Below are 23,651 nucleotides of genomic sequence, written 5' to 3'. Positions count from 1 at the left end.
CCTTGTCAAAAAACGGATGCCAGTGATTCGCCCAGCCCGGCGCGGGCTTCGTCCCAGCGGGCGATGAGCCGCCGGTAACGCAGTGCGATGTCGTCCACCACCTCGGCGTCGCTCATGCCGCCCGCGAACCACTGCGCGGCCGCCTCGGCGAAGATCGAGCGGCCCACCGCGAAGCCGCGGCAGATGGGGTGCGGCGCGGCGATGCGGAAGCTGCGCTCCAGGACGTCCTCGCTCGCTTCCAGGCCCAGCACCAGGACGCCGCGGCAGTGCGGGTCGTTGCGCTGGATGACGGCGCTGAGCTGCTCCCACTCGGCGTCGCTGTCGCCGGGCGGCAGCTTCCACCAGTCGGGCCGGATGCCGGCCTGGTAGATCTGTTGCAGGGCGGCCGCCAGCGTGCCGGCGTCGCGGCCCAGGTCGCGTGGGGGGATCACTTCCAGCAGCAACTCGTGGCCGGTCGCGATGCAGGCGGCCTGCAGCTGGTGCATGCGCGCGACCTGCGCGGCGCGCATGGCCGCCTCGTCCAGCGGGTGATAGCTGACCAGGCACTTGGCCACGTGTTCGGCCGGCCATTCCCGCATCCGCAAGGCGAGTTCGTCGCCGGCTTCGAAGGCGAGCGGACGCGAGCCGGGCAGTTCCACCGGCCGCGCGATCCACAGACCGCGCCCGGTGACGGTGGGCAGCACGTCTTCGCCGAACCGACCGTCGAGGATGACACCCGCGCCAGCCCGGCCCGCGGCGCCTTGCCGGGCGCCATCGGCGATGAGCTGCTTGAACTGCCGGATGCGCTCGTCGCCGGCGCCGTGCCGCGCCGCAATCTCTTCCAGCTGCACCCGGTGGTCGAAGGCCAGGACCACCAGTTCGCCCCAGTGCCGGGTGCGGGTGGTCACGCGATGGAAGTGCTCGAGCTGCGCGTCCTCGCGCAGCCGCCGCGTGGGGGAGCCCTGGGCGATGAAGCGTTGCAGTTCATCCCAGCTGGCCATCGCGGGCGCGCAGCCGTGGCGGGACACCACCAGCGCGCCGCAGGCGTTGGCCCAGGCGCAGCAGCTGGCCAGGGGTTCGTTGCGCAGCCAGCCGCGCAGGAAGCCGGCCATGAACGCATCGCCGGCGCCGAGGACGTTGAACACCTCCACAGGGAAGCCGGGACCGCGCAGCCCCTGCTCGATGTCGCCGGGGATCGCGCCCTCGAATACGACGCAGCCCATGGGCCCGCGCTTGACCACCAGTGTGGCGGCGCTGAGTTCGCGCAGCCGCCGCAGGGCCGCCAGCGTGTTTTCGCTGCCGCCGGCGATGTGGATCTCCTCCTCGGTGCCGACGATCAGGTCGCATTCGGCCACCACGGTCTGCAGGTGCGCACTGACCTGGTCGGAGGGCACGAAGCGCTGCTCGCCGAGGCCGGGGCTGGTCAACCCCCAGAGCACGGGGCGGTAGTCGATGTCGAGGACGACGCGGGTGCCGCGTTCGCGCGCCAGCGCCATCGCGCGGCGGCAGGCGGCGTAGGTCTGCGGCTGCGACAGGTGCGTCCCGGAGATCAGCAGGCCGTGTGCCTTCGCGATGAAGTCGCCGTCGAAATCCTCCGCCGCGATGGCCATGTCCGCGCAGTTGTCGCGATAGAACACCAGTGGGAAGGTGTTCTTGTCCTGGATGCCGAGGAAGACCAGGGCGGTCAGCCGCTTGGGGTCGGTCCGGACATGCGAAACGTCGACGCCTTCCGCGGCCAGCGTCTCGCGCACGAAGCGGCCGTTGTGCTCGTCGCCCACGCGCGTCAGCATGGCCGGTTTCAGCCCAAGCCGCGCCACGCCGACGGCCGTGTTGGCCGGCGAGCCGCCCAGGTACTTGCGGAAGGTCTGCATGTCTTCCAGGCGGCCGCCGATCTGCTCGCCGTAGAGGTCGACAGCGGCGCGGCCCATGCAGATGACGTCGAAGCTGCGCCGGGGCTTCGAAACACCTCCGCCTTCGGCTGCGGTGCGAGCCCCTTCGGGCGGCCGGGCGGGGCTCATGGCCGCGCCTTCTTCGCCGGCGTCTTCTCCGCCAGCGCATGCCCGGTGCTCATCACCAGCGCCTGCGAGAGGCACAGTGGCCCCACCAGCGAGCGGAAGGCCTTGGACGAATCGTCGGCCAGCTGCAGGCAGACCTTGGCGGGCGGCACCACCGGCGACAGCGGGCTGTCGGTGATCGCGATCACCGCGACGCCGCGTTTGGCGCACGATTCCGCCGCCTCGACCACCTCCGGTGAATAGCTGCGGAAGCTGGCCACCAACAGCACGTCGCGCTTGTCGATGGCGTGCAGGTTGTCGCGCAACATGCCGCCGGCACCGTCCAGCAGGTGCGTCTTCAGTTCGAGCTGGCCGAGTGCGTAGGCCAGGTAGGCCGCGACCGGGAAAGCGCGGCGCTGCGCGAGCACGTGAATGCGCTCGGCGCCGGCGATCAGCTTCACTGCCGCGCGCAATGCCGATTCAGGGATGCTCTCTTCCAGGTGGCCCAGCTCGGCGATCGAGTCGCCCACCAGCTGGTGCAGCACGCCGGCCGGCGCGCGCTGGCCATTGAGCTGCTTCACGCGCAGCTGGTCGATCCGCTCGCGATAGCTGGCCGAGCGCTCGACGAGATGGCCGCGGAACACCTGCTGCATGTCGGAGAAGCCGCGGTAGCCAAGTGCGTTGGCGAAGCGGATCATGGCGGAAGGCTGCACCTCGGTCGCTTCCGCGACGGCGGCCACGGTGCCCAGCGCCAGGTCGTGCGGCTTTTCCAGAGCGAACCGTGCGATGCGCTGGAGTTGCTTGGACATGTCGGGGTACGCGCTGGCGATCGCGCCCTTGAGGTCTTCGTAGTTGGTGGCGGCTTGCATTGCCCTGCGGGTGTTTCGGGTTTATCTCTAGACTGGAAAAGAACGAATGTTCTTGATAGTTCGGAGAATAGAACGTACATTCCATTTCGACAAGCGAATTCGAACAAGGGTTTTCCCGCCATGCCTTCCGTCCCGGGCCCCGCGCCCCTCGTTCCCCTCCCGATGGTGCTGACGCTGGCCATCCTGTTTTCCACGCCGCTGTGGCTGGCCAAGGTGGGCCTGTACCAGTACCTGGCGCTGGAAATCATGATCTGGATGCTGTTCGCGCTGGGCTACAACCTGCTGCTGGGCACCAGCGGCCTGCCGTCGTTCGGCCACGGCGCCTATTTCGGCATCGGCGCGTATGCGTTCGGCCTGCTGCAGAAGGGCGTCTGGGCCAACCTGTGGTTCGACCTGTTCGGGGCCATCGTCGTCGCGGCCGCGTTCGGGGCGGCGGTGGCGCTCTTCCTGTCCCACCGGCGCGGCATCTACTACGCGCTGCTCACCATCGCTTTCGGCCAGGTGTTCTGGTTCGTGGCCATGAAGTGGCACAAGCTCACCGGCGGGGAGGACGGCCTGCTGAACATCCAGCGCTTGCCCGCCGATTTCGGCTTCGCCTCCATTCCGCTCAAGAGCAACGAGGCGCTGTTCTATTTCTGCCTGGCGGTGTTCGCCGTCACGCTGCTTGCTCTTTGGCGCCTGGTGCACTCGCCGTTCGGACGCGTGCTGTCGGCGATCAAGCAGAACGAGATGCGCGCGGATTTCGCCGGCTACAACGTGTGGATCTACAAGTGGCTGGCCTTCACGCTGTCCGCCGGCCTGGCCGGACTCGCCGGCGGCCTGTTCGCGATGGCGCAGCAATCGGCCTACCCCAACGTCATGAGCCTGCAGAACTCGGGCTTCGTGGTGATGATGGTGCTGATCGGCGGTGGCCTGGTGAGCTTCTGGGGCCCGTTGATCGGCGCGGCCTTCTTCATCCTGGCGAGGGACCTGCTGGGTGCCTACACCGAAGCCTGGCTGCTCTGGTACGGCCTGGTCTTCATGGCGCTGGTGTTGTTCAAGCCGGAGGGCATTGCCGGCATGTGGCAAGCCTGGCAGGCGAAGCGGCGCCCGCACGTGCCATCCCCGCCGGTCGTGGCGCCCCAGCACAAGGAGGCATGAACATGAGCACGCTGTTCGAAGCCCGCGGGCTCGCCAAGCGGTTCGGCCACCAGGTGGTGCTGCAGGACATCAGCCTCTCTTTCGAGGAGGGGCAGCTCGCCGGGATCATGGGCCCCAACGGCGCCGGCAAAACGACTTGCTTCAATGTGCTCACCGGCCGCTTCAAGCCGGACCGCGGCAGCGTCACTTTCGCGGGTGACGACATCACCGGCCTCGCGCCGCGCGAGATCGCCCGGCGCGGCATCTCGCGCTCTTTCCAGATCATGAATCTCTTCAACGACTACACGGCACTCGACAACGTGCTGGTCACCATGCCGCGGGTGCGCGCGAAAGGCTTCAATGCCTGGAGCGACCTGGGCGCGGACACCGCCGCGCGCGACGAGGCGGCGCAGGTGCTGGCGAGGGTCGGCCTGCAGGGCAAGGAGAACGTGCCGGCGAAGAGCCTCTCCTATGGCGAGCGGCGAGCCCTGGAGATCGGCGTGGCGCTCGCCGCCCGGCCGCGGCTGCTCTTCCTGGACGAGCCCACGGCAGGCCTGGGCGCGGAAGGAACGGCGCGCCTCGCTGAGTTGGTAGCCGAACTCAAGCGCCAGCTCACCATCGTCATCATCGAGCACGACATGGCCTTCCTGTTCAAGCTGGCGGATCGCATCTCGGTCATCCACTGGGGCCAGGTGATCGCGCAGGGCACGCCACATGAACTGGGGCAGAACGAGTGGGTGCGGCGGTCGAACCTGGGAGCGCTGGCGGCATGAACGCAGTCCTGAAACCGGTGCCGGGCGAAACCGTGTTGTCGGTCGCCCGCGCCAACACCTACTATGGCGAAACACAAGTGCTGTTCGACGTCTCCCTCAACGTCGGCGCCGGCGAAGTGGTCGCGTTGCTGGGCCCCAATGGCGCCGGCAAGACGACCACCCTGCGGACGATCCTGGGCCTGACGCCCGCGCGCAGCGGCAGCGTCGATTTCGACGGCCGGGACATCACCCGCGCTCCCACGCACGAGATCGCCCGCACCGGCATCGGCTGGGTGCCGGACGACCGCCGCATCTTTCCCACGCTGACCGTGGCGCGCAACCTGGCGATCGCGCGCAAGAAGACGCGCTTCCGCTCGTGGAACGAGAAGGAATGCTTCGAGATCTTCAGCGCCCTCGAATACCTGATGCACCGCGAATGCGAGAACCTGTCGGGCGGTGAAATGCAGATGGTCGCCATTTCGCGCGCGCTCATCGGCGCGCCCGGCCTGGTGCTGTTCGATGAACCCAGCCAGGGGCTGGCGCCCAAGGTCGTGCAGGACGTGATGAAGACCATCCTGCGCCTCAAGAAAGAAGGGATTTCCGTGCTGGTGGTGGAACAGAACGTGGAGACGGCGCTCGCCGTCGCCGACCGCGCCTACGTGATGAACCTCGGCACCGTGGTGCACGAGGGCCCGGCCGACGTGTTGCGCAACGATGCGGCCCTGCGGCGCCGCCTGCTGGGGGTGTGATGGCGACGCCCCTGTTGCAGGTGCAAGGCCTGGCCAAGCAGTACACCCGAGGCCTGTGGAACAAGCAGGTCACCTTCTCGCTGGCCGCCGACTTCATCGTGGAGAGGCCCGCCATCGTTGGCGTGATGGGCCCCAACGGCTCCGGCAAGACCACCCTGTTCGAGCTGATCACCGGCTCCAACCTGCCGAGCGCCGGCCGCGTGCTGGTGAATGGCCAGGACATCCACCAGGTGCGCACGCGCGAGCGCGACCGGCTCGCCATCCACTACCACCAGTCTTACCAGGTGCGTTCCTTCCAGAAGAGCAAGCCCGACGCGCTGCTGCAGCACGCCGCCAGCCTGTCGCCGGTGGTGCACCTGTTCGATGAACCCCAGTTCAACCCGCAGGACGGCTACATCGGCTTCATGCTGGACTTCTTCCGCAAGCTGCGGGCCGAAGGAAAGCTGGTGTTCCTCTGCCTGCACCCGAACGAGCGCTACCACGTGGACATCCTGCGGGAATGCTGCGAGCGCTTCGTCTTCGTGCAAAAGGGCGTCGTCTCGCACGCGGACGATTTCGATACCTTGCAGCAGCAGGACGCGGTGCGGACCTACCTGGGCGCGCTCGCCGGCTGAAGCGCGCCCGCGTTTCACCAAAATCAATCGAGCGGCTTGATGTCCAGCTCCTGGGCCAGCTTCACCCAGCGCGCGGCGTCGGATTCGACCTTGCGCTTCATCTCGTCGGGCCCCGGTGCCGCGACTTCCATGGCCATGCCGACCAGCCGCTCGCGCACGTCGGGCATGCGCAGCACCTGCTCCATGGCAGCGGCCAGCTTGTCGACCACCGGCTTCGGCAGGTTGGCCGGGCCCATGACGCCGAACCACTGCTCGTAGTCCATGCCCTGCACGCCGAGTTCGTTGAACGTCGGCACATCGGGGAAGTCGGGGTTGCGCGCACTGCCGGTCACCGCGAGCGCGCGCAGCTTGCCGCTCTTCACGTGCGCGCCCGCGCTGGCCATGGTGGTGATCATCACGTTGACCTGGCCGCTGATGAGGTCGATGAGCGCCGGCGACGAGCCGCGGTAGGGCACGCTCTGGAACTGGACGCCGCTGCGTGCACGGAACAGGTCCACGACCACACTGCCGGTGCCGGCGATCGCCATTGTCAGCTTGCCGGGGTTGGCCTTGCCATACGCCAGCGCGTCGCGCGCGGTTTTTGCCTCGAAGCCCGGATGCGAGACGAGGAAGGCCGGGGACCGGCCGACCAGCGAAACCGGCGTGAAGTCCCGGACGGCGTCATAGGGCATCTTGCGGGTATAGATCGGCGTGCTCGTGTGGAAGACATCGACCAGCACCAGCGTGTAGCCGTCCGGCGCCGACTTGGCGACCGCATCGGCGCCGATCATGCCGCCGGCGCCGCCCTTGTTCTCGACGACCACGCTCTGCTTGAGGATGGGCCCCAGCTTGTCGGCGATCTGGCGGCCGATGCCATCCGAGCTGCCGCCGGCCGGGAAGGGGATGACCAGGCGGACCGGCTTGTTCGGGTAGTCCTGCGCCAGGGCCGGAGCCGCCGCCAGGACCAGGGCCGCGGCGCCTGCCAGCGCCAGGGCGCAGCGGCGGGTCGGGCCGGAAAGGGTTCGGTGTGTCACGCGCGCTGCTCCTCGGGTGAGTGGTCGATCCATTCTCACATGGCTGTGCTACGCGTATTCCCCGATGACGGCAGCGCGCGCCGGCACGTTGAAGCATCAGGCTCCTTCCGGAGGTTCCATGCGAGTCCAGCGCGGCGAGGTGAGTGAAGCGGAACGCTCAGCGTTCGACCGGGTCGTGCGCGCGGGCGGGCGCGACCCCGCGGAGTTCCGGCTGGAGGTGTTCACGGTGGAAGATGCGCCGCGCCTGCGGACCATCCACGTCGCCTGCGGCCACGGTGCCGCTCAGTACGACGCGGCGCTTGGGCGCACCTGGACGCTCAGCTTCGCGGAGCACCTGGCGCGGGGCTGCTTCCACTGACGGGTGGCGTGCGCACCGGCCGCACGACCACGGAGTTGGCCAGCTTGTCGTGCCAGCCCTGCTTGCGCTTGTCGAAAGCAATCCAGGCGAATCCGGCGCACAGCGGGATGATCGACAGGAAGTAGCCCAGGTAGCGCACGACCGCCTTGGCCGGCGTGAGGGGCGCGCCGGTGCCGGCGTCGACGATGGTCGCGCCCAGCGCCATCTTGCCCGGCGTCGCGCCGAAGGCGACCCACAACGCGATGACCACCACCGCGGGCAGCACGATGTTGATCAGGATGTCGCCGAGGGCGAATGGCGTCGGCGACGTCGCCTGCCCGTAGACCGCGAACATCAGCGGCACGGTGAGCAGCAGCACGCAGACGGAGTCGATGACGAACGCGAGAAAGCGCGCCCAGAAGCCGACGTAACGGGTGGAGGCGTCCATGGGACCGTCTTGCCTAGACGCCGCCGCTCGGATGGGTGGGGTCCACCCACAGCACCTGCTCGGGCTTCTCCACCGGTTCGATGTCGAGGTTCACCGCCACCGCCTCGCCGTCGCTGCGGCACAGCACGCATTCCAGCTTTTCGGTGGGGCTGGCGTTGATCTCCTGGTGCGGGACATAGGGCGGCACGTAGATGAAGTCCCCCGGCCCCGCTTCGGCCGTGAATTCGAGGTGTTCGCCCCACCGCATGCGCGCGCGCCCCTTCACGATGTAGATCACGCTTTCCAGGTGGCCATGGTGATGCGCGCCGGTCTTGGCGTTGGCATGGATGGTGACGGTGCCGGCCCAGAGTTTCTGCGCCCCGACGCGGGCGAAGTTGATGGCTGCCTTGCGGTCCATGCCCGGCGTCTGCGCGGTGTTGCCGTCGAGCTGGTGGCCGGGGATCACGCGCACGCCGTCATGCTTCCACGGTGCGTGTTCGTGCGTGTGCTCATGGCCGGGGCCGTGGGGGTGGTCGTGCGTGCTCATGGGGCCAGCGTACACCCACGAGCGCCGCCGCTCAAGGCAAGGGCAGGGCCAGCAGTCGTGATGCCGACTCCGGGTCGTCCGCGTCGGTCACCAGCAGCAGGCGGTGGCCCGCGACGGCGATGCCTTCGACCTTGGGGCCGCCTGCCAGCGGTGCCAGGCGCGTCAGGCGCCCGTCCCGCACCCAGCCGAGCGCCGAGCCGGCGCACAGGCCATCGCGGTAGCTGTCCTCGGTGTCTTCGGCCGCGGCGCTGAAGATCCAGCCGCCACCGGGCAGTGCGGCGCCGTCGGTGAATCCGTAGGGCACGCCCGCGACGGTTCCCAGTTCATACAGGGTGACGTCGATGGCAGCGGGGGCGGCACGCCGTCCGTCCAGCCAATCGCGCACGTCCGGCCATGCATAAGACGCGCAGGCATTCCGTGCATCGCCCTGGTTCGCCCGCTGCAGCAGGCAGATGCGGTCGCCGCTCGCGAAGGCGCCTTCGATGTTGAGGTCGGGAAACCGGCTGCGCAGCGGCGCGTAGAGACCGTGGAGATCGACCGGCTCCACCGGCGCATCGGCCAGCGAACCGTCCGGCCGCAGGGGAAGCAGGAAGCCCTGCTCGCGGTTCGGCCGCGATCCGGAGCCCAGGGCCAGCAAGGCGCCCTGGGGGTGGCCGCTCCAGGGCGGCAAGGCCAGCAAAGCCTCGCAGTCCGGCTTGTGTTTCTTGCGCGCCTCCTTGTCGCCGGGCAGCTCGCCGGGGCGCAGGCGGTGCAATGCGACGGGGTGGTCGTCGCCCGCATGGGCGAGCGGCAACGCGCCGAGGTGGTGCTCGTCATCGGCGACCAGGTACAGCCAGCCACCGGCCAGCACCAGCCCGCTGGCGGAACTCAGGTGCCGCTGGCCGCGCGGATGCAGCGCCGGCGACACCCGCAACTCGCGCAAGGGCTCGGTCAGCAACTCGCCGGCGGCCGTCACGCGCACAGCTCCAGCGTGCGCGGATCGGCTTGCCCGCCGTAGAACTTGCGCAGGCATTGCGCGAACAGCGGTTCGGCGGGCTCGGCCAGCCCGAACAGCGTGACGCAGGAACGGAACTTCAGGTCGTCCGGCGAACCCAGGATCGCATGCGCATCATGGCCCGGTGCCTGCAGCATCAGCGTGCAGCATTCGCGCAGCCGCGGGCCCAGCACGGGGTGGGCGAGGTAGGCCCTGGCTTCCTCCACCGATGCCAGCCCGTAATGCCGCGCCATCTGGCTGCGGCCCAGGGCCGTCAGCTGGGGGAACACGAACCACATCCAGTGGCTGGTCTTGCGGGCGGCGCGCAGTTCCGCCCGCACCGCCTCGATCATGGGGGCCTGGGCGGCGACGAAGCGCTCGAGCTGGTGCGGGTCCGCGTCCACATGGGCCATGGTGTCCATTCTGCGGCAAGCCGCCCGCGCTTTGCGCGGCGATCAGCTCACCCAGTTCGGCTGCGTCATGTCCCACTGCGAACTGCGCGGCGGGCCGATTTCCCGCAGCCGTTCGGCCACGGCGGACCACACCGCCGCGGAGTCCCTGATATCGAACAGGCCGAGCTGCGTGTACGAGAGCCCCGCCATGCGGCTGGCGACCGAGATGCGCGCATGGACCGCCGGGTCCATGGCCACACCGAGCAGGTGCGGCACGACCGGCAACCCCATGAAGGCCTCCCGCACCCGCTCCAGCAGGGCGGCGTTGCGCTTCGCGTCGTCTCCGAACAGCAGCAGCAGGAACGGCCAGTCGGGCAGGAAAGCGCGGCGCAGGCCGTGCTGCAGGCCGGCACGCGAGACGGCGATCACCCGGCATGGCCAGCCGTCCTGCAGGAACTCCGCATAGTCGCTGCCGCTGTCGAGATCGTGCTCGCCGGCGACCCGGCGCGTCTGGCCCGAGGCGTCCCGGCGGGTCGCGAGCCAGCGCACCAGCTCGAAGCTGCGGCCCTCGTCAGCCGAGCAGACGCCCACGCGGTGGAAGGACTCCGGCGCATCGGCCGTTTCCGGCCCGCGGACGCGCAGTGGCGCCGCGAGGCGCCGCATCACGGAAGTGGGCGGGAACTGCGTGCCGCGCTGGCGGGCCTGGAACAGCTGGCCGACCCGCAGGCCGAAATCCGCGAAGGTTTCGGTGGAGGGGTTCAGCATCATCGACCAGGCCGTGGGCAGGTAGCGCTCGCCGCGGCTGTGGTGCAGCAGATGGTGGGAGTGATGGCGCGGATCCTTGTCCACGCGCGCCAGCAGTTCGCGCAGCATGTCGCCAGGACCTTCGGCCCAGTGCACGTACCAGCCGCTCTGGTAGAGCAGCGCCGCGTGGATGCCGCCACGCTCGTTGTGCCGCATCGAGCTGACCCGGATGCGCTCCATCTCCGAATACTGCGAGAGTGGGCGCGTGACCATGCTGGCGCGGATGATCCTTTCGACCTCGGACGGGCCGGCCGAATGGGTGCGCGCGCTCATGGAGCACGCGCGGAGCTTGCCTGGTCGTCGTCCGCTGCGCCGCGCATCCGTGGGTTCCGCCTCTCGTGAGGACGCATTGGAAGGCTTCCAGCGGGATTCGGCGCCTACGGAGTTCCGTAGGGCCGCGCGTGGCAGGCGAGCGGGAGCCTGGTGGGCGCCACTGTGTGTCCCTACAGGGCGCGGTCCGGGCGTGAAGGCGGCGTGTCGCAACTTCGCTGGCCGGTAAAGCCCGCGTGCAGGCGTCAATGTTCGTCGGCAGCGGCGGCGGGTAGGACGTTTCCTAGGCATGCACGGCGCCTGCGGGCGCGCGGCTCGGACGGCACGCCGCCCTCTTGGGCGCCCCCGCTGATACCGCGCGACCCGCGGCATGCCGATAGTGAAGACATTCGCGGCGATGCTGTGAAGGAGATCAGAAATGTTGAATTCCGCGTCCGACCAGTTCCAGCTTTGCTTCCGCTCCCTGTTCGACAGCGGCCGCGGTTTCGCATTCCCCTGCGGCCCGGACGGCCAGGTGGACCTCGACCACCTGAGCGAACGCGCCCGCAACAACTACCTCTATGCCCGTGCGATGGTGGGCCGCGAGCTCGCAGTGCCGGCGGTGGAGCGCAGCGCGCTGCATTGACCGTTCGGTGAGGGGCCGGCCGGGCTGCCCTGCTCCCCCCGGCGCATCCTGGCCATCCTGCTGATGGCCGCGGCCGCCACCCTGTCGACGGCCCCGGTCGTGATGCTTTTCACGGCACGCCCCGGTCTGTCGGCCCTGACTGACAAATAGTCCCCCAGGCGTCCTACAGTCCAGCACCCTCCGCTCGCTTCAAGCATTCGCCGCAAGGCGGTACGCTACTTTTCTCATGGATTGGCTGATCGTCCTCGTCGCCCTCGCCACTTTTCTCGGCTTCGCGCTGGCCTGGCGCTTGGCTCGCCTGCGCGTGGAGCGTGCGGCCACGGCGCGCCGCAAGGCCGCGCGCGACCTGGTGGACAGCATGAAGGCCTATGGCGCCTGGATGGATGCGCGCCGCGACGAGCCGCTGGACGACAGCAGCCTCGATGAACTGACCGTGCCGCCGCCCTTGCGCCGCGCGGTCACCATCAAGGACGAGGCCTTCCCGCAGATGGCGCCCGCCATGGTGCGGCTGCTGAAGTCGCACAGCGCGATGATCGAGTTCCTGTGGCAGCAGAACATCCTGCGGATCGGCCACGCCGCGCCCGGTGTCCCGATCCATGCCGACCCGCGCTACCAGTCGCTGCGCGACAACCAGGACGCCGCGATCGACAGCATCATCGCGCAGAGCCGGCAGCTGATCGGCGAAGACCAGCCGGTCTGGCACGGCACCCGCAGCGATTTCATCTATTCCAGCGGATTGAGCCTGCCGTCCCACCCGTTCTCGCGCAGGTGAAGCGCACGCCGCTTCAATGCGGCTGGTTGTTGGTGAAGATGGCGTTGTAGCCGCCCACCGGGCCGTCGGCCTCGAACAGCTCGTCGCGCATGTCGCGCCCGTCGAGGCACGAGATGACGTTCATGTATTCCTGCGGGTTGTCGGTCTCGATGCTGAGGCAGATGTCGCCGTACTGGTTGCGGACGCCCACGCGCATGTGTTCCCCCGGGCCCGGCGCTTCGCAAAGCTCGAGCAGGGCCAGCAGTTCATCGTGATCCCGACGAATGTTGGTGCTTGGGACGCGCTTGATCCTCATTCGCTCACACCCTCCGACCCCTCCATTGGACCTCGGCGCCCGCTGGACGTCCAGTGCCACGCGCGAATCATCGCTTCCGCGTTGTGGCAATTCGCGGATTGGGGCTGGCCCTGCACCTTTGGAGGGCATGCGGAGTGCCGGAAGGCGATGAGTCGGTGCTAGTGGACGCTCACGTTCGTCTACCAGCTCGCCGCCAGGGAGTCCCGGGACCACCGGGCGTCGCCCGTCACGGCGGCGAGGCTGACGAACTCCATCTGCCCCATCGTCAGCGACTGCAGTTGCGTGATGGTCCGTGCATCCCAGGCCGCATTCGGCTCGCCCTGCACATAGAAGTTGGAGCCGATGTCCGCCACGTACAGGCCATAGCGCTTCATCGCGGTGGCGAGCGCGCGGGCTTGCGGCGTCCACTCCGCCGGGATCACGAAATCGGCCTTCAGTCGCAGCAGGGCACCGAAGGGGATGCCGCCGGGCGTGGCGCTGCCCGCCGCATGCCGGGCCGGCCATTCGAAAGCGTTGGCCAGCATGCTGTCGGTGAAGGTGACGCGCAAGGCATGGCGCACCTCGCCGGACGAGGCCTCCGCGGCCTTGGCGAGCAGGGGCGTCATCGGCAGGCCGGCGGCATCGGCCGACGTCCAGCCAGCTGGCCGCAGTGCGTTCGACTTCAGGTCCCAGGCCGCGGTGGACATCGCGTACCACTGGCTGCCGATGCGGTAGGCCGAATAGGCTTCCCACAGGCGGCAGGCCCCTTGCTCGACGACCAGCACGTGGTGGTCGCCGCAGGTGTTGGGGTCGTTGCATTGGCCGCCTTCGTTGCGCACGTTGTTCGCAAGTGGGAAGGGGAAGCGCCGCTGCGCGACCGGCACGGCGCTGCAGTTGCGGGTGAGCGTGAAGCCACTGCCGGCCGCCACCGCGCAATCGCTTTCGTCGGGCCAGCCGCGCTGGGTGCTGGCGCCGGAGGTGGCGAAATCGTAGGAGACCAGCGGCCACTCGGTGGTGGCCGCCGTGCCGTCCACGGTGTTCACCGGGATGCCGTAGTAGGTGGCCGCCTGCGCGGGGTTGTCGTTGGTGCCCCAGTCGGCGTGGAAGCGGACCGTGGTGCCGATGCCATTGATCCACGCGGCGCTGTTCGCGTGGGCAGGGAAGCGGCTGGTGTCGTCGATGCGCGTGTTGAAGACCGCGCTGGCCAGGAACATTTCGCACGCGCCGGCGACAGGCGGTGGCGCGGGCGTGGGGGCCGGCGCGGGCGCCGGTGCGGGCGCAGGCGCGGGCGCCGGTGACGGCGGCGCAGGCACGTCGTTTCCACCCCCGCCGCCACCGCAGCCGGCCACGGCCAGCCAGGCCACTCCAAGGAACAAGCGCTTCAACGACACGGGCAACTCCAGCTCGACAGGACGGCGCATTGTCCCGGCGCTTGCGGCGCGCGGCGCGTGAACAAACGCAAGGCCGTGCGTGCGGCCGTTACAAGCGGCCGGCCGCGCCCGGCGGGGACGCGGGCCTCAGCTTGTGCGTGAGCGCGCGCCCGCCGCCTCGGCCACCACCCAGCGCCGCAGGCGCTGCGCGTCGGCGCTGCGGCTCGCCTTGCTGCCCGCGTCCAGCAGCACCAGGATCACCTCGCGTCCGCCCATGCGCGTGCGCATCGCCAGGCACTGGCCGGCCTCGACGATGTAGCCGGTCTTCTGCAGCAGGATCTCCCAGTCGGGATCCTTCACCAGGCGGTTCGAGTTGACGTATTGCAGCGTGCGCTTGCCGAACGCCGCCTGGTAGCGGGGCGTGGTGGAGTACTCGCGCAGCAGCGCATGGCGCGACGCCGCGCCGGCCAGCAGGGCCAGGTCGCGCACGTTCGACTGGTTGCGGTTCGACAGGCCGGTGGGATCGACGAACGTCGTGCTCTCCAGGCCCAGCGCGCGCGCCTGGTTGTTCATCGCGTCGACGAAGGCCTGCAGGCCGCCCGGGAAGGTGCGGCCCAGCGCGTGCGCCGCGCGGTTCTCGCTGGACATCAGGGCCAGGTGCAGGGCTTCGCCCCGCGGCAGCGATGTCCCCACGCGCAGGCGTGAGCGGCTGTTGCGCGCCGTATCCACGTCGTCCTGCGTGATGGTGAGCATCTCGTCCATCGGCAGCCCGGCCTGGGCAATGACCAGCCCGGTCATCAGCTTGGTGAGCGACGCGATCGGCAGCACCGCCTTCTCGTTCTTCTGGTAGAGCACCTTGCCGCCGTCCGCCTCCACCACGATCGCCGCACTCGCCGTCAGGCGCAGGCCGTCCGGGGCGCGGTGCAGGCCGGCCAGCCGGCCGAAAGAGAGGTTCGGGTTCACCGGAGGGGTGGCCGACTCCGCCGTCTGGGGATCGCCTTCCTCTTCCGGGGGCGTGGCAGCGGCGGATGCGGTGGGGGCCGGCGGTTCGGCCGCCGGCGCAGCGGCCGGCGGCGTCACGGCGGCCGCCGATGGCGCCCGGTCGGGCGGCGCGGACGCGGTTCCGCCGGGCGCGGCCGTGCGGTCGCAGCCGGCGAGGGCTGCCGCGGCAGCCAGGACCAGCGCCGCCAGGGAGGGAAGGTTCTTGGGGTTCATCGTTGTGCCTGCGGAACGCTAACGCGTGCTGCGCCGGGGCGCGGACGGTGAAGAGACCAAGCCGGTGTAGGGCAGGTGCCCACGGCGCTGCGCGTACGCCGGACGTCGATAGCTTCCTACGGCTGGTGACGGCGCCGCGGCGCAAGCTGTCCGCCTACTCCTCCGTCCCGGACTTGCCGCCGTGAACAACTTGCCCTTCCGCACCCTGCTGTACCGGTACTTCTTCTTCGGCTGGTTGTTCAGGGAGTTGGACTCCGACGGCAACCTGTTCGAGCGAGCCGCGGTGCTGCGGCACAACCAGCGCCAGGCAGCCTGGTTGCCGGTCTACATCCGGCGGTGGCTGTGTTGTTGCGGGCTGTTCTGCGCCGCCGGTGCCGTGCTGGAAGGCTGGCTGGATGCGCCCGGCATGGGGGCCGCGTTCTATGCGTTGGGGGGCGTATGCCTGTCGGCCGCCATCACGACGACGACCGCCTGGATCGGGCTGCGTCAGCCGCTGGCTTGAAGCCGTCCGGGGCCGGCGGTCAGGCCCGCGGCTTGGCGCTGCGGCGCTTCTTCGGCGCGCGTTCGCTTGCTCGCGCCACGGCACGCTCGCCGCGCAACGAAGGCGCATTGGCGGGCTGCTGCTCCGCGCGCTGCAACATCTCGGCCAGCTGGCGCTCGACCGGGATCAGGTCGCCAAGGATCATGGCCAGCGCCACTTCGTGGTCGGCGTCTTCCGCCAGCTGCCTGTCATAGGCGCTCTTCAGCCGGCGGTAGTCGCCGTGGAGCTGCACCAGGCGGGGGCTGGGATGGTGGACGCGGGCCAGCGAATACGTGCGCCGCAAGGAGGTCAACGAGGAGCTCATGGCACCTACTGTGCAGCAATACCGCACGCTTGCCTGTAAGCGGTTGTTGCCCGCCCCTGTAGGCTGGGAGGCGACAGGAGCGGCTACTTCTTGTATGGGCCTTTTTCGCACCAGAAGCGGATCAGGTTGCGCGGTTGCTCCTGCAGCAGGTTGCTGGCCAGCGTGCAATTCGCCGCGTTGTACTTGTCGCCTTCCGACGCGTCGAACGTGGCGACGTGCTCGCGCTTGTTCGGGTCACTGGCGTTGCTGCGGTACAGGGTGTGCACGCCGTCCCCGCAACCCGCGAGGCAGGCGCCCAGGCAGGCGAGAATGGCGAGATGTCTCATGGCGGCGTCTCCGGCATCGGCTGAATGCTACTCGACCGGAGAAGAATTCCCATGCTGCCCGATCCCCCGTTGCTCCTGGCCTTCGTCGCCGCCAGCCTGGTGCTGGCGCTCACCCCCGGTCCGGCCGTCGTTTACATCCTGGCGCGCACGCTGGGGCAGGGGCGGGCCTGTGGGCTGGCCTCCGTCCTCGGCGTCGCCCTCGGCAACCTGGGTAACGCGATTGGCGCGGCGCTCGGCCTGGCCGCCTTGTTTGCCGTGTCGTCCGCCGCGTTCACGGTCGTGAAGTGGGCCGGCGCCGCGTACCTGGTCTACCTCGGGATCCGCTTGTGGCGCGCGGCGCCTGCGGGTACGGGCGTGGGCGAGGCCCCGCCCGCGCAGCCGCTCGCACGGGTGTTCCGCGACGGGTTCGTCGTGGCGTTGCTCAACCCCAAGACCAGCCTGTTCTTCGCCGCGTTCCTGCCCCAGTTCATGGACGCCCAGGGCAGCGCGCTGGCGCAGACGCTGGCGTTGGGCGGCGTGTTCGTCGGCATCGCCTGCTGCACCGACCTGTTCTACGTGCTGGCCGCCAGCCTGATCGCGCCGCGGCTGGGCAGCATCTCGCGGCACGCGGTGTGGGGCAACCGCCTGGCGGGCACTTCCTTCATCGGGCTGGGCGTGCTCACGGCGCTGGGGACGCGGCCGGCGCGGGTGTGAGCGGCGGGATCTCCGCCTGGGCTTCCATGCGCTGGTGCGCGGCGAGTTCGCGCAGCACCGCCCCGAACATCTGCAGGCCGGGGTCGGCCGGCGCCGCGGCGAAGGAGCGTGCCAGCGATTCGGCATCTCCGAGGCTCCCGGCATAGAGCAGGCGCCGCAAGACCATCAGCGAATCGTCCGGCATGCGCGCGCCATTCCCGATGTCGGAGCGGCCGTGCCACTGCAGCCCGGTCGTCGCAAGAAAGGGGATCGTGATGACGCCCCGCAACTTGCCACCCACCAGGCCGGACCTCATGCATTCGTCGAGAGGCATGGTCGGCCCTTCGGCGAGACCCGCGCGCAGCACATCCAGGACCGCGCCGCGACCGCCCGGCGGTACCAGGTAGGCCGGCGTGCCCCACTTGAAATACATCGCGGCATCCATCAGGTCCACGCCCTTGATCCGGCGGGTCCCCCCCACGAAGAAGCGTGAAGCGGTGTCCCAAAGAGCCGAGACGTGCTCCAGCGAGAAGTGCGGTTGGCACTCGAGCAGAGCGACGTCGAACGCCGGCAGCGCGGATTGCAAGGCCATGGCCAGGACTTGCGGAAGCTGGTCGCTCAGTTCGGTGTCGTCCTCCAGGACCAGGGTGAAGGCGTCCGGCGGGGCCCGTTCCAGCACTTGCAGGTGCGACAGGAAGCAAGCGTATTCGCCAGGCAGCAGCCGGCAACCGGCTGGCGGCGACACCTGCGCGCCATCGATCGCAGCAGCGCGCTGGACCCACCGCATGCCCAGGCGCTCGAGTTGGGCCCGCATGAACTCTGCGCGGGCGGTGGAACGGTCCAGATTGATGAAATAGCCCGCGAGCAAAGGTGTCTGCATGTCAGCTCCCGTCGCCGGCGGGCGGTGGCTGTGGCGGCAACTGCGCCACGGCGCGCTGGTACGCCGCAAGTTCGCGCAGCACCAGGCCGAACAGTCGCAAGGCCGGATCCGCCGGCGCCCCCGCGAACGAGCGCGTCAGTTCTTCGATGTCGCCGAATCCGCCCGCATAGAGCAGGCGCCGGAGCACGGTCAGTGGGTTCTGCGGCAGCCGGTCGTTGCTGATGGTCGAGCGGCCATGCCACCGCAATGACGGCGTGGCGAGGAACGGAACCGTGATGGCGCCGCGCAGTGCCTGCGTCGTGAATGCCTGCTCCAGGCAGCGGTCGATCGGCAGGATGGGACCGTTGGCCATGGCGCGGTGCAGCACCTCCAGCACGCGGCGGCGTGCAGCCGGCGGGACCACATAGGCGATCATGCCCCACTTGTAATGGCGCTGCGCATCCATGAGGTCCACGCCGCCGATCCGCCGGGTGACGCCGACGAAGTGGCGCGAGGCGACGTCCCAGAGCCGGGACACATCCGCCAGCGAAAAATGAGGCTGGCACTCGAGCAGGGCGATGTCGAAAGCGGGCGCGGCCGCCTGGACGATGCCGGACAGGAGTTCCGGCAAGTGGGGACTCAGCTCGACGTCGTCTTCCAGCACGAGGGTGACGGACTCGGGCGGCGCCTGCTCGAGGACCCGCAGATGGGACAGGAAGCATGCGTATTCGCCCGGCAGGAGGGTGCAGCCCGGCGGGAGCGCGCTTTGCGCGCCGTCGATGGCGACGTGGCGCTGCATCCCATGCAAGCCCAGCCGTGCCAGCTGCTCCTGCATGAATGCGGCCCGGTCTGGTGAGCGGTCCAGGTTGATGTAGTAGCCGGCGATGGGGTGCACGGCCCCATGCTAGCGCGTCCTCTTCCTCCTGCTCGGCCGTGGCGGGGAGTCGACAGGGTGCGCGTCCGGCGGTAGCATTTGCGGCAACGCCATGCAGCATTTCGAACCCACCCCCTGGCGCGACCCCGAGGTCAAGCCCCCCGAGTACCGTGTCCCGCGCGGCCGCAGCGGCGTGGGCGCCGATGCGGCCTTGATGACGCTCCTCGCCGACCTCGAGCGCATCCGGCGCGCCAAGGAAGCCTACGGCGACCTGCCGCGCCGGCCGTTCACGCCCCAGCAGCTGTCGTTCTGACGGCTTCGGTTGCCCGCCGCAGGCGCGCAGCGAAGAAATCCAGGATCTCGTCACGGGCCGACAGCGTCGGCTGCCCCGCCTCGTCGATGAGGTGCGCCGTCACCACGCTGTGCGGGCTCGCGACCACGTCGCGGAAGAACGGCGGCGTGTCGCGGCTGGCCGCGCTGTCGGGCAGCACGCGGGCGACGAAACGCGGTCCCAGCGCTTCGGTGAACGCCGCGAAGCGCTGCGCGGTGCACCACTTGTCACCGGCGAAGCGGTAAGCCCGCACCGTCAGGTCCTCGCGCTCCAGCCGCGCGCGCACGGCCGCCAGTTCGGCGGGGGCGATGCCGGTCGCGGCCGGGTTCTCCAGCGGCAGGCTGGGCTGGGAGAGCACCGGCGCCAGCACGGCGGGCTCGAGCATCATGCTGAGCGCGAAGTTGCCGGTGAAGCACATGCCGATCGCGCCCACGCCCGGCCCACCGCATTCCGCGTGGGCGAGCCGCGCCAGTGCACGGAGCCATTGCGTGACCGGGCTGGCTTCATCGGCCGCGAACGCACGGAATTCCGCGCTGACGCAGGCGCGCCGGAACACTTTGACGCCTTCCTCCGCCGTGGCCACGGCGCCGTCGCGGCCGAACAGCGATGGCATGTAGACGGTGAAGCCCGCGTCGCGCACCCAGCGGGCAAAGCGCGCGACGTGGGGGCTGATGCCGGGCATCTCGGCCATCACGATCACCGCCGGCCCGCGGCCCGCGACGTAGACCCGCTTGGTGGCGTCGTCCAGCGTGATCTCGCGCGGCGAGAAATCCGCCAGCGGGTCGTCTTCCTGCAGTTTGCGTTGTGTCATGGAGGTGCATTGAACCCGGCGGCGCGTTAGAGTGGGAGCGTCGCTTTTGACATCCTTCAGGCTTTTTCGGTCAATGCACGATTTCACCGTCCTGGTCCTGCCCGGCGCTTTCGCATCCAGCGTGGCGGCGACGCTCGACATGGTGGCTGCCGCCGCGGCGCTGGCGCCGCGGGCGTCGGCCGCGCCGCCGCGCTGGCGCGTCAAGTCGCCGGAGGGCGGCCGGGTCACGCTGGGCAACGGGATGACCGTGGACACGGACGCCCTCGCGCGGCGCGCCCGGCCGGACCGCTCGGCCTGGATCGTCCCCGGCCTCGGCACGGAAAATCCCGGGGCGATCCGCGCCCGGCTGGCGGAGCCCGGCGCGCAACGGGCCGTCGCAGCGCTGCGGGCGCAGCATGCGGCGGGAGGCAGCCTGGCGGCCTCGTGCTCCGCAGTGTTCCTGCTGCAGGCGGCCGGTGCGCTTGCGGGCCGGCGCGTGACCACCTCGTGGTGGCTCGCGTCCCGGCTGCAACAGATCGAACCGGCGTGCGTGGTGGCGGCCGAGCGCATGGTCTGCGTCGACGGGCCGGTGGCCACGGCCGGCGCGGCGTTCGCGCAGACCGACCTCATGCTGCACCTGCTGCAGTCGCGTTTCGGCACGCCGCTGGCGGAACTGGTGCGCCGCGTCCTCGTGCTCGATGCGCGCCAGGCCCAGGCGGGCTATGCGGTGCCGGCGATGCTCGCGACCGGCAATGCGCTGGTGGCCCGCGTCACGGCCAGGATCGAGGCGGGGCTGCCGCGCCCGCCCAGCGTGGCGGACCTGGCCGGCGAGTTCGCGATGTCGGAACGCACGCTGGCCCGGCACGTGCGGGCCGCGACGGGCCTGGGCCCGCTCGCGCTGGTGCAGAACGTCCGACTGCAGCGCGCGCGGGCGCTGATCGAGACCAGCAAGATGAGCATCGCCCAGGTGGCGGAGCAGGTCGGCTATGAAGATGCCACCGCGCTGCGCCGCATGATGCGGAAGTGGGCGGGCGCGAACCCGAGCGCTTTCCGCACGCACGTGGCGAGCGCCTGAGGCGGCGTGTCACTGCGTGCTGCGGAAGGCGCCGGGCGCAACGCCCACCCAGGCCCGGAACGCGCGCGCGAAGCTCTTTTCGTTGCGAAAGCCCACGGCCGCCGCGACCTGTTTCACGGGCCGGGTGGTGCGCAGCAACAGGTCCTTCGCGCGTTCCATGCGCACCTCGTCCTTCAACCGCTGCAGGCTCGCGCCTTCCTCCTTCAGCTGGCGGTGCAGCGTGCGGGCGGAGACATGGAGCACTTCGGCGAGCGCAGCGGCGCTGGGCGCGCGCTCCGGGTGTGCGGCCAGCGCCTGGCGCACCTGCCCCACCAGCAGGCGGTCGCGCCGGTACTGCAGCACGGTGATCGGCAGGGCGCGTTGCAGCAGCTGGTTCAAAGCCTTCTCGTCGCGGCGCAGCGGCAATGCCAGGTATTGCGCGTCGAAGCGCAGCTCGGCCTGCGCCGAATCGAACTGCCGCGGACCGGGGAACATGTGCTGGTACGCGTCGGCATGCGGCGGCGCCGGATACGGGAAGCGGGCGCCCTGCAGCGGGATGCGCGAGTCGACATACCAGCAGGCGAGGCCGTGGATGTTGCGCAGCACGAAGGCGATGCTCAGCTCGCGCACCTCGCGCGGCAGCGTGCGCTGTTCGCGCAGAGACACGATGGCGGTGCTGCCGCTCACCGCGAGCGCCAGCCGGACGCCGCCCGCGATCAGGCCGTGGTGCCGGCACCAGCGCTTCAGCGCCACGCCCAGCGTGGGGGCGGTGAGCGAGGCGCGCGCCAGCATGCCGTAGCTGCCCCACGGCAGCTTGCGCTCGAACGCGGCCAGGCCTTCGTCGTCCAGCTCCTGCATGGCCGCGGCCGACAGCAGCTCCATCTGGCGCGCGGTCATGCGGCCATCGGCTTTCTGCAGTTGGGCTGGCGTGATCCGTGCCAGTTTCAAGGCCCCGTCCGGGTTCTGGCCGTGCCGGCGGTAGGCGGCGGCGATGGCGCGGGCGAAGGCCATCGGGGTGGCGGCCGCCGCGGTGGCGGCAGGACGGCTTGGGGGCGCGGCGGGCATCGCCGGAAGTCTGGGGCAGCGTGGCACGATTTGCAACCCGCCTGGCGGCGGGCGCGGCCATCGCGCCGCCCGCCCGGCCCGCTTGGCGCTATCGTGGCGGGTTCACCAGGAGACAGCGTGCCGGTCCTCGCATCCCAACTCAATCCCCGCTCCGCCGACTTCCAGGCCAACGCGGCCGCCATGCGGGCGCTGGTCGACGACCTCAACGCGCAGGTGGCGGTGCACGCCGCCGGCGGCGGCGAGGCGGCGCGCGCCAAGCATTCGGCGCGCGGGAAGCTGCCCCCGCGCGAGCGCGTGCAGATGCTGTTGGACCCGGGCACGCCGTTCCTCGAGATCGCGCCCCTGGCCGCGCACGGCATGTACCTCAACAAGGACGGCGGCATGGACGCGCCTTGCGCCGGCCTGATCGCCGGCATCGGCCGCGTGAGCGGCGTGGACTGCATCGTGGTGTGCAACGACGCCACGGTGAAGGGCGGAACCTACTACCCGATGACGGTGAAGAAGCACCTGCGGGCGCAGGAGATCGCGGCCCAGAACCGCCTGCCATGCATCTACCTGGTGGATTCGGGCGGCGCCAACCTGCCCAACCAGGACGAGGTGTTCCCCGATCGCGAGCATTTCGGCCGCATCTTCTTCAACCAGGCCAACCTGAGCGCACAGGGCATCGCCCAGATCGCCGTGGTGATGGGTTCCTGTACCGCGGGCGGCGCCTATGTGCCGGCCATGAGCGACGAGACCATCATCGTCAAGGAGCAGGGCACCATCTTCCTGGGCGGCCCGCCGCTCGTGAAAGCGGCGATCGGCGAGATCGTCAGCGCGGAAGACCTGGGCGGTGGCGACGTCCACACGCGGTTGTCTGGGGTGGCGGATCACCTGGCCCTGAACGACGAGCATGCGCTGGCGATCGCGCGGCAGATCGTCGGTACGCTGAACCGCCCCAAGACCCCGGCCGTGCAATTGCGTGCGCCCGAGCCGCCGCGCTTCGACCCGAAGGAGCTGTACGGCGTGATCCCGACGGATGCGCGCAAGCCTTTCGACGTGCGCGAGATCATCGCGCGCGTCGTCGACGGCTCCGAGTTCCACGAATTCAAGGCGCGCTTCGGCGCCACCCTGGTCTGCGGCTTCGGCCACATCGAGGGCATGCCGGTCGGCATCATCGCCAACAACGGCGTCCTGTTCAGCGAATCGGCGCAGAAGGGCGCGCACTTCATCGAGCTGTGCTGCCAGCGCAAGGTGCCGCTGGTGTTCCTGCAGAACATCACCGGCTTCATGGTGGGCCGCAAGTACGAGAACGAGGGCATCGCCCGCCACGGCGCCAAGATGGTGACGGCGGTGGCGACGGCGACCGTGCCGAAGTTCACCGTGATCATCGGCGGCAGCTTCGGCGCCGGCAACTACGGCATGTGCGGTCGGGCCTATTCGCCACGCTTCCTGTGGATGTGGCCGAACGCGCGCATCTCCGTGATGGGCGGAGAGCAGGCGGCGAGCGTGCTGGCCACCGTCAAGCGCGACGGCATCGAGGGCCGCGGCGGCCAGTGGAGCGCCGAGGAGGAAGCGGCCTTCAAGCAGCCGCTGCTCGATCAGTTCACCCACCAGTCGCATCCCTACTACGCCAGTGCGCGGCTCTGGGACGACGGTGTCATCGACCCCGCGGACACGCGCCGCGTGCTCTCGCTGGGCTTGTCGGCTTCCCTGAATGCGCCCATCCCCGAGCCGAAGTTCGGCGTGTTCCGGATGTGA

The 23,651-nt window shown here is 69.8% G+C and carries 29 protein-coding genes; 12 read left to right on the top strand and 17 right to left on the bottom strand.

What is annotated here, in order from left to right:
• Positions 1-5 precede the first annotated feature (5 nt).
• Positions 6-1,997, bottom strand: a complete 1,992-nt coding sequence (locus FN976_RS13650; protein ID WP_145893594.1) for a bifunctional 5-dehydro-2-deoxygluconokinase/5-dehydro-2-deoxyphosphogluconate aldolase — start codon at positions 1,995-1,997, stop codon at positions 6-8.
• A complete protein-coding gene (locus tag FN976_RS13645; protein WP_145893593.1) occupies positions 1,994-2,842 on the bottom strand; it encodes a MurR/RpiR family transcriptional regulator in 849 nt (282 codons plus the stop codon). The genes FN976_RS13650 and FN976_RS13645 overlap by 4 nt, the downstream gene beginning before the upstream one ends.
• Before the next feature lie 120 nt (positions 2,843-2,962).
• Here FN976_RS13645 and FN976_RS13640 point away from each other — a divergent pair, with 120 nt between their 5' ends.
• Genes FN976_RS13640 through FN976_RS13625 form a run of 4 tightly spaced genes read left to right on the top strand, consistent with a single transcriptional unit; the run spans position 2,963 to position 6,076 of the window.
• A complete protein-coding gene (locus tag FN976_RS13640) occupies positions 2,963-3,982 on the top strand; it encodes a branched-chain amino acid ABC transporter permease (RefSeq protein WP_145893592.1) in 1,020 nt (339 codons plus the stop codon).
• Between the two features lie 2 nt (positions 3,983-3,984).
• Positions 3,985-4,734: an ABC transporter ATP-binding protein gene (locus FN976_RS13635; protein ID WP_222432815.1), complete on the top strand. Its 750-nt coding sequence runs from the start codon at positions 3,985-3,987 to the stop codon at positions 4,732-4,734.
• Complete coding sequence (locus tag FN976_RS13630) at positions 4,731-5,462, top strand: ABC transporter ATP-binding protein (protein ID WP_145893590.1); 732 nt, start codon at positions 4,731-4,733, stop codon at positions 5,460-5,462. Before FN976_RS13635 ends, FN976_RS13630 begins: the two co-directional genes overlap by 4 nt.
• Positions 5,462-6,076: an ATP-binding cassette domain-containing protein gene (locus FN976_RS13625; RefSeq protein ID WP_145893589.1), complete on the top strand. Its 615-nt coding sequence runs from the start codon at positions 5,462-5,464 to the stop codon at positions 6,074-6,076. Before FN976_RS13630 ends, FN976_RS13625 begins: the two co-directional genes overlap by 1 nt.
• A gap of 23 nt (positions 6,077-6,099) precedes the next feature.
• Here the strand turns inward: FN976_RS13625 and FN976_RS13620 are convergent, their stop codons facing one another.
• Positions 6,100-7,089 carry a Bug family tripartite tricarboxylate transporter substrate binding protein gene (locus FN976_RS13620; protein WP_145893588.1) on the bottom strand — a complete coding sequence of 330 codons (990 nt, stop codon included), beginning with the start codon at positions 7,087-7,089 and terminating at the stop codon, positions 6,100-6,102.
• Positions 7,090-7,207: 118 nt separating this feature from the next.
• Between FN976_RS13620 and FN976_RS13615 the strand changes: the two genes are divergently transcribed.
• Complete coding sequence (locus FN976_RS13615) at positions 7,208-7,447, top strand: hypothetical protein (protein WP_145893587.1); 240 nt, start codon at positions 7,208-7,210, stop codon at positions 7,445-7,447.
• Here the strand turns inward: FN976_RS13615 and FN976_RS13610 are convergent.
• The 5 genes from FN976_RS13610 to FN976_RS13590 are packed head-to-tail and all read right to left on the bottom strand — an operon-like array spanning position 7,407 to position 10,842.
• The gene (locus FN976_RS13610) at positions 7,407-7,874 is read right to left on the bottom strand and encodes an RDD family protein (protein WP_145893586.1); all 468 of its coding nucleotides are present in this window, start codon (positions 7,872-7,874) and stop codon (positions 7,407-7,409) included. The two genes, FN976_RS13615 and FN976_RS13610, sit on opposite strands and share 41 nt — an antisense overlap.
• Positions 7,875-7,887: 13 nt before the next feature.
• Positions 7,888-8,400 (bottom strand): cupin domain-containing protein, encoded by a 513-nt coding sequence (locus tag FN976_RS13605; protein ID WP_145893585.1) that lies wholly within the window; start codon positions 8,398-8,400, stop codon positions 7,888-7,890.
• A gap of 31 nt (positions 8,401-8,431) precedes the next feature.
• Positions 8,432-9,355, bottom strand: coding sequence for a DUF6929 family protein (locus FN976_RS13600; protein ID WP_145893584.1), 924 nt, complete (start codon positions 9,353-9,355; stop codon positions 8,432-8,434).
• A complete protein-coding gene (locus FN976_RS13595) occupies positions 9,352-9,786 on the bottom strand; it encodes a DUF1810 domain-containing protein (RefSeq protein ID WP_255440411.1) in 435 nt (144 codons plus the stop codon). The genes FN976_RS13600 and FN976_RS13595 overlap by 4 nt, the downstream gene beginning before the upstream one ends.
• Positions 9,787-9,828: 42 nt before the next feature.
• The gene (locus FN976_RS13590) at positions 9,829-10,842 is read right to left on the bottom strand and encodes a BLUF domain-containing protein (RefSeq protein ID WP_186510883.1); all 1,014 of its coding nucleotides are present in this window, start codon (positions 10,840-10,842) and stop codon (positions 9,829-9,831) included.
• Positions 10,843-11,257: 415 nt separating this feature from the next.
• Between FN976_RS13590 and FN976_RS13585 the strand changes: the two genes are divergently transcribed.
• Entirely contained in the window at positions 11,258-11,464 is a 207-nt protein-coding gene (locus tag FN976_RS13585) for a hypothetical protein (RefSeq protein WP_145893581.1), read from the top strand.
• 226 nt (positions 11,465-11,690) lie between these two features.
• A complete protein-coding gene (locus FN976_RS13580) occupies positions 11,691-12,236 on the top strand; it encodes a hypothetical protein (protein WP_145893580.1) in 546 nt (181 codons plus the stop codon).
• Positions 12,237-12,249: 13 nt separating this feature from the next.
• Here FN976_RS13580 and FN976_RS13575 read toward each other — a convergent pair whose 3' ends face one another.
• The 3 genes from FN976_RS13575 to FN976_RS13560 all read right to left on the bottom strand — a co-directional run bounded on the left by FN976_RS13575 (position 12,250) and on the right by FN976_RS13560 (position 15,095).
• Positions 12,250-12,531: a hypothetical protein gene (locus FN976_RS13575; protein WP_145893579.1), complete on the bottom strand. Its 282-nt coding sequence runs from the start codon at positions 12,529-12,531 to the stop codon at positions 12,250-12,252.
• A gap of 179 nt (positions 12,532-12,710) precedes the next feature.
• Entirely contained in the window at positions 12,711-13,931 is a 1,221-nt protein-coding gene (locus FN976_RS13570) for a hypothetical protein (protein ID WP_186510882.1), read from the bottom strand.
• A 96-nt stretch (positions 13,932-14,027) separates the two neighbouring features.
• Positions 14,028-15,095 (bottom strand): serine hydrolase, encoded by a 1,068-nt coding sequence (locus FN976_RS13560; protein ID WP_145893577.1) that lies wholly within the window; start codon positions 15,093-15,095, stop codon positions 14,028-14,030.
• A gap of 181 nt (positions 15,096-15,276) precedes the next feature.
• On the opposite strand from FN976_RS13560, the gene FN976_RS13555 reads away from it, so the two are divergent.
• Positions 15,277-15,597: a hypothetical protein gene (locus FN976_RS13555; protein WP_145893576.1), complete on the top strand. Its 321-nt coding sequence runs from the start codon at positions 15,277-15,279 to the stop codon at positions 15,595-15,597.
• Between the two features lie 19 nt (positions 15,598-15,616).
• On the opposite strand, the gene FN976_RS13550 is transcribed toward FN976_RS13555, so the two are convergent.
• Together FN976_RS13550 and FN976_RS13545 are read right to left on the bottom strand one after the other, a co-directional pair.
• The gene (locus FN976_RS13550) at positions 15,617-15,940 is read right to left on the bottom strand and encodes a hypothetical protein (RefSeq protein WP_145893575.1); all 324 of its coding nucleotides are present in this window, start codon (positions 15,938-15,940) and stop codon (positions 15,617-15,619) included.
• An 83-nt stretch (positions 15,941-16,023) separates the two neighbouring features.
• A complete protein-coding gene (locus FN976_RS13545; protein WP_145893574.1) occupies positions 16,024-16,266 on the bottom strand; it encodes a hypothetical protein in 243 nt (80 codons plus the stop codon).
• Positions 16,267-16,317: 51 nt separating this feature from the next.
• On the opposite strand from FN976_RS13545, the gene FN976_RS13540 reads away from it, so the two are divergent.
• Positions 16,318-16,959 carry a LysE family translocator gene (locus tag FN976_RS13540; protein WP_145893573.1) on the top strand — a complete coding sequence of 214 codons (642 nt, stop codon included), beginning with the start codon at positions 16,318-16,320 and terminating at the stop codon, positions 16,957-16,959.
• Here the strand turns inward: FN976_RS13540 and FN976_RS13535 are convergent.
• Both FN976_RS13535 and FN976_RS13530 read right to left on the bottom strand, forming a co-directional pair.
• Positions 16,925-17,818: a glycosyltransferase family 25 protein gene (locus FN976_RS13535; protein ID WP_145893572.1), complete on the bottom strand. Its 894-nt coding sequence runs from the start codon at positions 17,816-17,818 to the stop codon at positions 16,925-16,927. The genes FN976_RS13540 and FN976_RS13535 overlap by 35 nt on opposite strands.
• A gap of 1 nt (position 17,819) precedes the next feature.
• The gene (locus FN976_RS13530; protein ID WP_145893571.1) at positions 17,820-18,692 is read right to left on the bottom strand and encodes a glycosyltransferase family 25 protein; all 873 of its coding nucleotides are present in this window, start codon (positions 18,690-18,692) and stop codon (positions 17,820-17,822) included.
• A gap of 91 nt (positions 18,693-18,783) precedes the next feature.
• Between FN976_RS13530 and FN976_RS13525 the strand changes: the two genes are divergently transcribed.
• Complete coding sequence (locus FN976_RS13525) at positions 18,784-18,984, top strand: hypothetical protein (RefSeq protein ID WP_145893570.1); 201 nt, start codon at positions 18,784-18,786, stop codon at positions 18,982-18,984.
• Here FN976_RS13525 and FN976_RS13520 read toward each other — a convergent pair.
• A complete protein-coding gene (locus tag FN976_RS13520) occupies positions 18,959-19,813 on the bottom strand; it encodes a dienelactone hydrolase family protein (RefSeq protein WP_145893569.1) in 855 nt (284 codons plus the stop codon). The genes FN976_RS13525 and FN976_RS13520 overlap by 26 nt on opposite strands.
• Positions 19,814-19,886: 73 nt before the next feature.
• On the opposite strand from FN976_RS13520, the gene FN976_RS13515 reads away from it, so the two are divergent.
• Positions 19,887-20,867: a GlxA family transcriptional regulator gene (locus FN976_RS13515; protein WP_145893568.1), complete on the top strand. Its 981-nt coding sequence runs from the start codon at positions 19,887-19,889 to the stop codon at positions 20,865-20,867.
• A 9-nt stretch (positions 20,868-20,876) separates the two neighbouring features.
• Here FN976_RS13515 and FN976_RS13510 read toward each other — a convergent pair whose 3' ends face one another.
• Positions 20,877-21,911: an AraC family transcriptional regulator gene (locus FN976_RS13510; RefSeq protein ID WP_222432814.1), complete on the bottom strand. Its 1,035-nt coding sequence runs from the start codon at positions 21,909-21,911 to the stop codon at positions 20,877-20,879.
• Between the two features lie 180 nt (positions 21,912-22,091).
• On the opposite strand from FN976_RS13510, the gene FN976_RS13505 reads away from it, so the two are divergent.
• A complete protein-coding gene (locus FN976_RS13505; protein WP_432417865.1) occupies positions 22,092-23,651 on the top strand; it encodes a carboxyl transferase domain-containing protein in 1,560 nt (519 codons plus the stop codon).

Source organism: Caenimonas sedimenti (assembly GCF_007833165.1).
Classification (GTDB): domain Bacteria; phylum Pseudomonadota; class Gammaproteobacteria; order Burkholderiales; family Burkholderiaceae_C; genus Ramlibacter; species Ramlibacter sedimenti.
Note: the sequence above shows the minus strand (reverse complement) of the source record. Positions and strands in the feature narration are given on the sequence as shown.

Coding starts and splice junctions, on each gene's coding strand:
- FN976_RS13650 (WP_145893594.1), bottom strand. CDS start 1,997: ATGAGCCCCGCCCGGCCGCCCGAAGGGGCTCGCACCGCAGCCGAAGGC.
- FN976_RS13645 (WP_145893593.1), bottom strand. CDS start 2,842: ATGCAAGCCGCCACCAACTACGAAGACCTCAAGGGCGCGATCGCCAGC.
- FN976_RS13640 (WP_145893592.1), top strand. CDS start 2,963: ATGCCTTCCGTCCCGGGCCCCGCGCCCCTCGTTCCCCTCCCGATGGTG.
- FN976_RS13635 (WP_222432815.1), top strand. CDS start 3,985: ATGAGCACGCTGTTCGAAGCCCGCGGGCTCGCCAAGCGGTTCGGCCAC.
- FN976_RS13630 (WP_145893590.1), top strand. CDS start 4,731: ATGAACGCAGTCCTGAAACCGGTGCCGGGCGAAACCGTGTTGTCGGTC.
- FN976_RS13625 (WP_145893589.1), top strand. CDS start 5,462: ATGGCGACGCCCCTGTTGCAGGTGCAAGGCCTGGCCAAGCAGTACACC.
- FN976_RS13615 (WP_145893587.1), top strand. CDS start 7,208: ATGCGAGTCCAGCGCGGCGAGGTGAGTGAAGCGGAACGCTCAGCGTTC.
- FN976_RS13610 (WP_145893586.1), bottom strand. CDS start 7,874: ATGGACGCCTCCACCCGTTACGTCGGCTTCTGGGCGCGCTTTCTCGCG.
- FN976_RS13605 (WP_145893585.1), bottom strand. CDS start 8,400: ATGAGCACGCACGACCACCCCCACGGCCCCGGCCATGAGCACACGCAC.
- FN976_RS13595 (WP_255440411.1), bottom strand. CDS start 9,786: ATGGCCCATGTGGACGCGGACCCGCACCAGCTCGAGCGCTTCGTCGCC.
- FN976_RS13590 (WP_186510883.1), bottom strand. CDS start 10,842: ATGAGCGCGCGCACCCATTCGGCCGGCCCGTCCGAGGTCGAAAGGATC.
- FN976_RS13585 (WP_145893581.1), top strand. CDS start 11,258: ATGTTGAATTCCGCGTCCGACCAGTTCCAGCTTTGCTTCCGCTCCCTG.
- FN976_RS13580 (WP_145893580.1), top strand. CDS start 11,691: ATGGATTGGCTGATCGTCCTCGTCGCCCTCGCCACTTTTCTCGGCTTC.
- FN976_RS13575 (WP_145893579.1), bottom strand. CDS start 12,531: ATGAGGATCAAGCGCGTCCCAAGCACCAACATTCGTCGGGATCACGAT.
- FN976_RS13570 (WP_186510882.1), bottom strand. CDS start 13,931: ATGCGCCGTCCTGTCGAGCTGGAGTTGCCCGTGTCGTTGAAGCGCTTG.
- FN976_RS13560 (WP_145893577.1), bottom strand. CDS start 15,095: ATGAACCCCAAGAACCTTCCCTCCCTGGCGGCGCTGGTCCTGGCTGCC.
- FN976_RS13550 (WP_145893575.1), bottom strand. CDS start 15,940: ATGAGCTCCTCGTTGACCTCCTTGCGGCGCACGTATTCGCTGGCCCGC.
- FN976_RS13545 (WP_145893574.1), bottom strand. CDS start 16,266: ATGAGACATCTCGCCATTCTCGCCTGCCTGGGCGCCTGCCTCGCGGGT.
- FN976_RS13540 (WP_145893573.1), top strand. CDS start 16,318: ATGCTGCCCGATCCCCCGTTGCTCCTGGCCTTCGTCGCCGCCAGCCTG.
- FN976_RS13535 (WP_145893572.1), bottom strand. CDS start 17,818: ATGCAGACACCTTTGCTCGCGGGCTATTTCATCAATCTGGACCGTTCC.
- FN976_RS13525 (WP_145893570.1), top strand. CDS start 18,784: ATGCAGCATTTCGAACCCACCCCCTGGCGCGACCCCGAGGTCAAGCCC.
- FN976_RS13520 (WP_145893569.1), bottom strand. CDS start 19,813: ATGACACAACGCAAACTGCAGGAAGACGACCCGCTGGCGGATTTCTCG.
- FN976_RS13515 (WP_145893568.1), top strand. CDS start 19,887: ATGCACGATTTCACCGTCCTGGTCCTGCCCGGCGCTTTCGCATCCAGC.
- FN976_RS13510 (WP_222432814.1), bottom strand. CDS start 21,911: ATGCCCGCCGCGCCCCCAAGCCGTCCTGCCGCCACCGCGGCGGCCGCC.
- FN976_RS13505 (WP_432417865.1), top strand. CDS start 22,092: ATGCGGGCGCTGGTCGACGACCTCAACGCGCAGGTGGCGGTGCACGCC.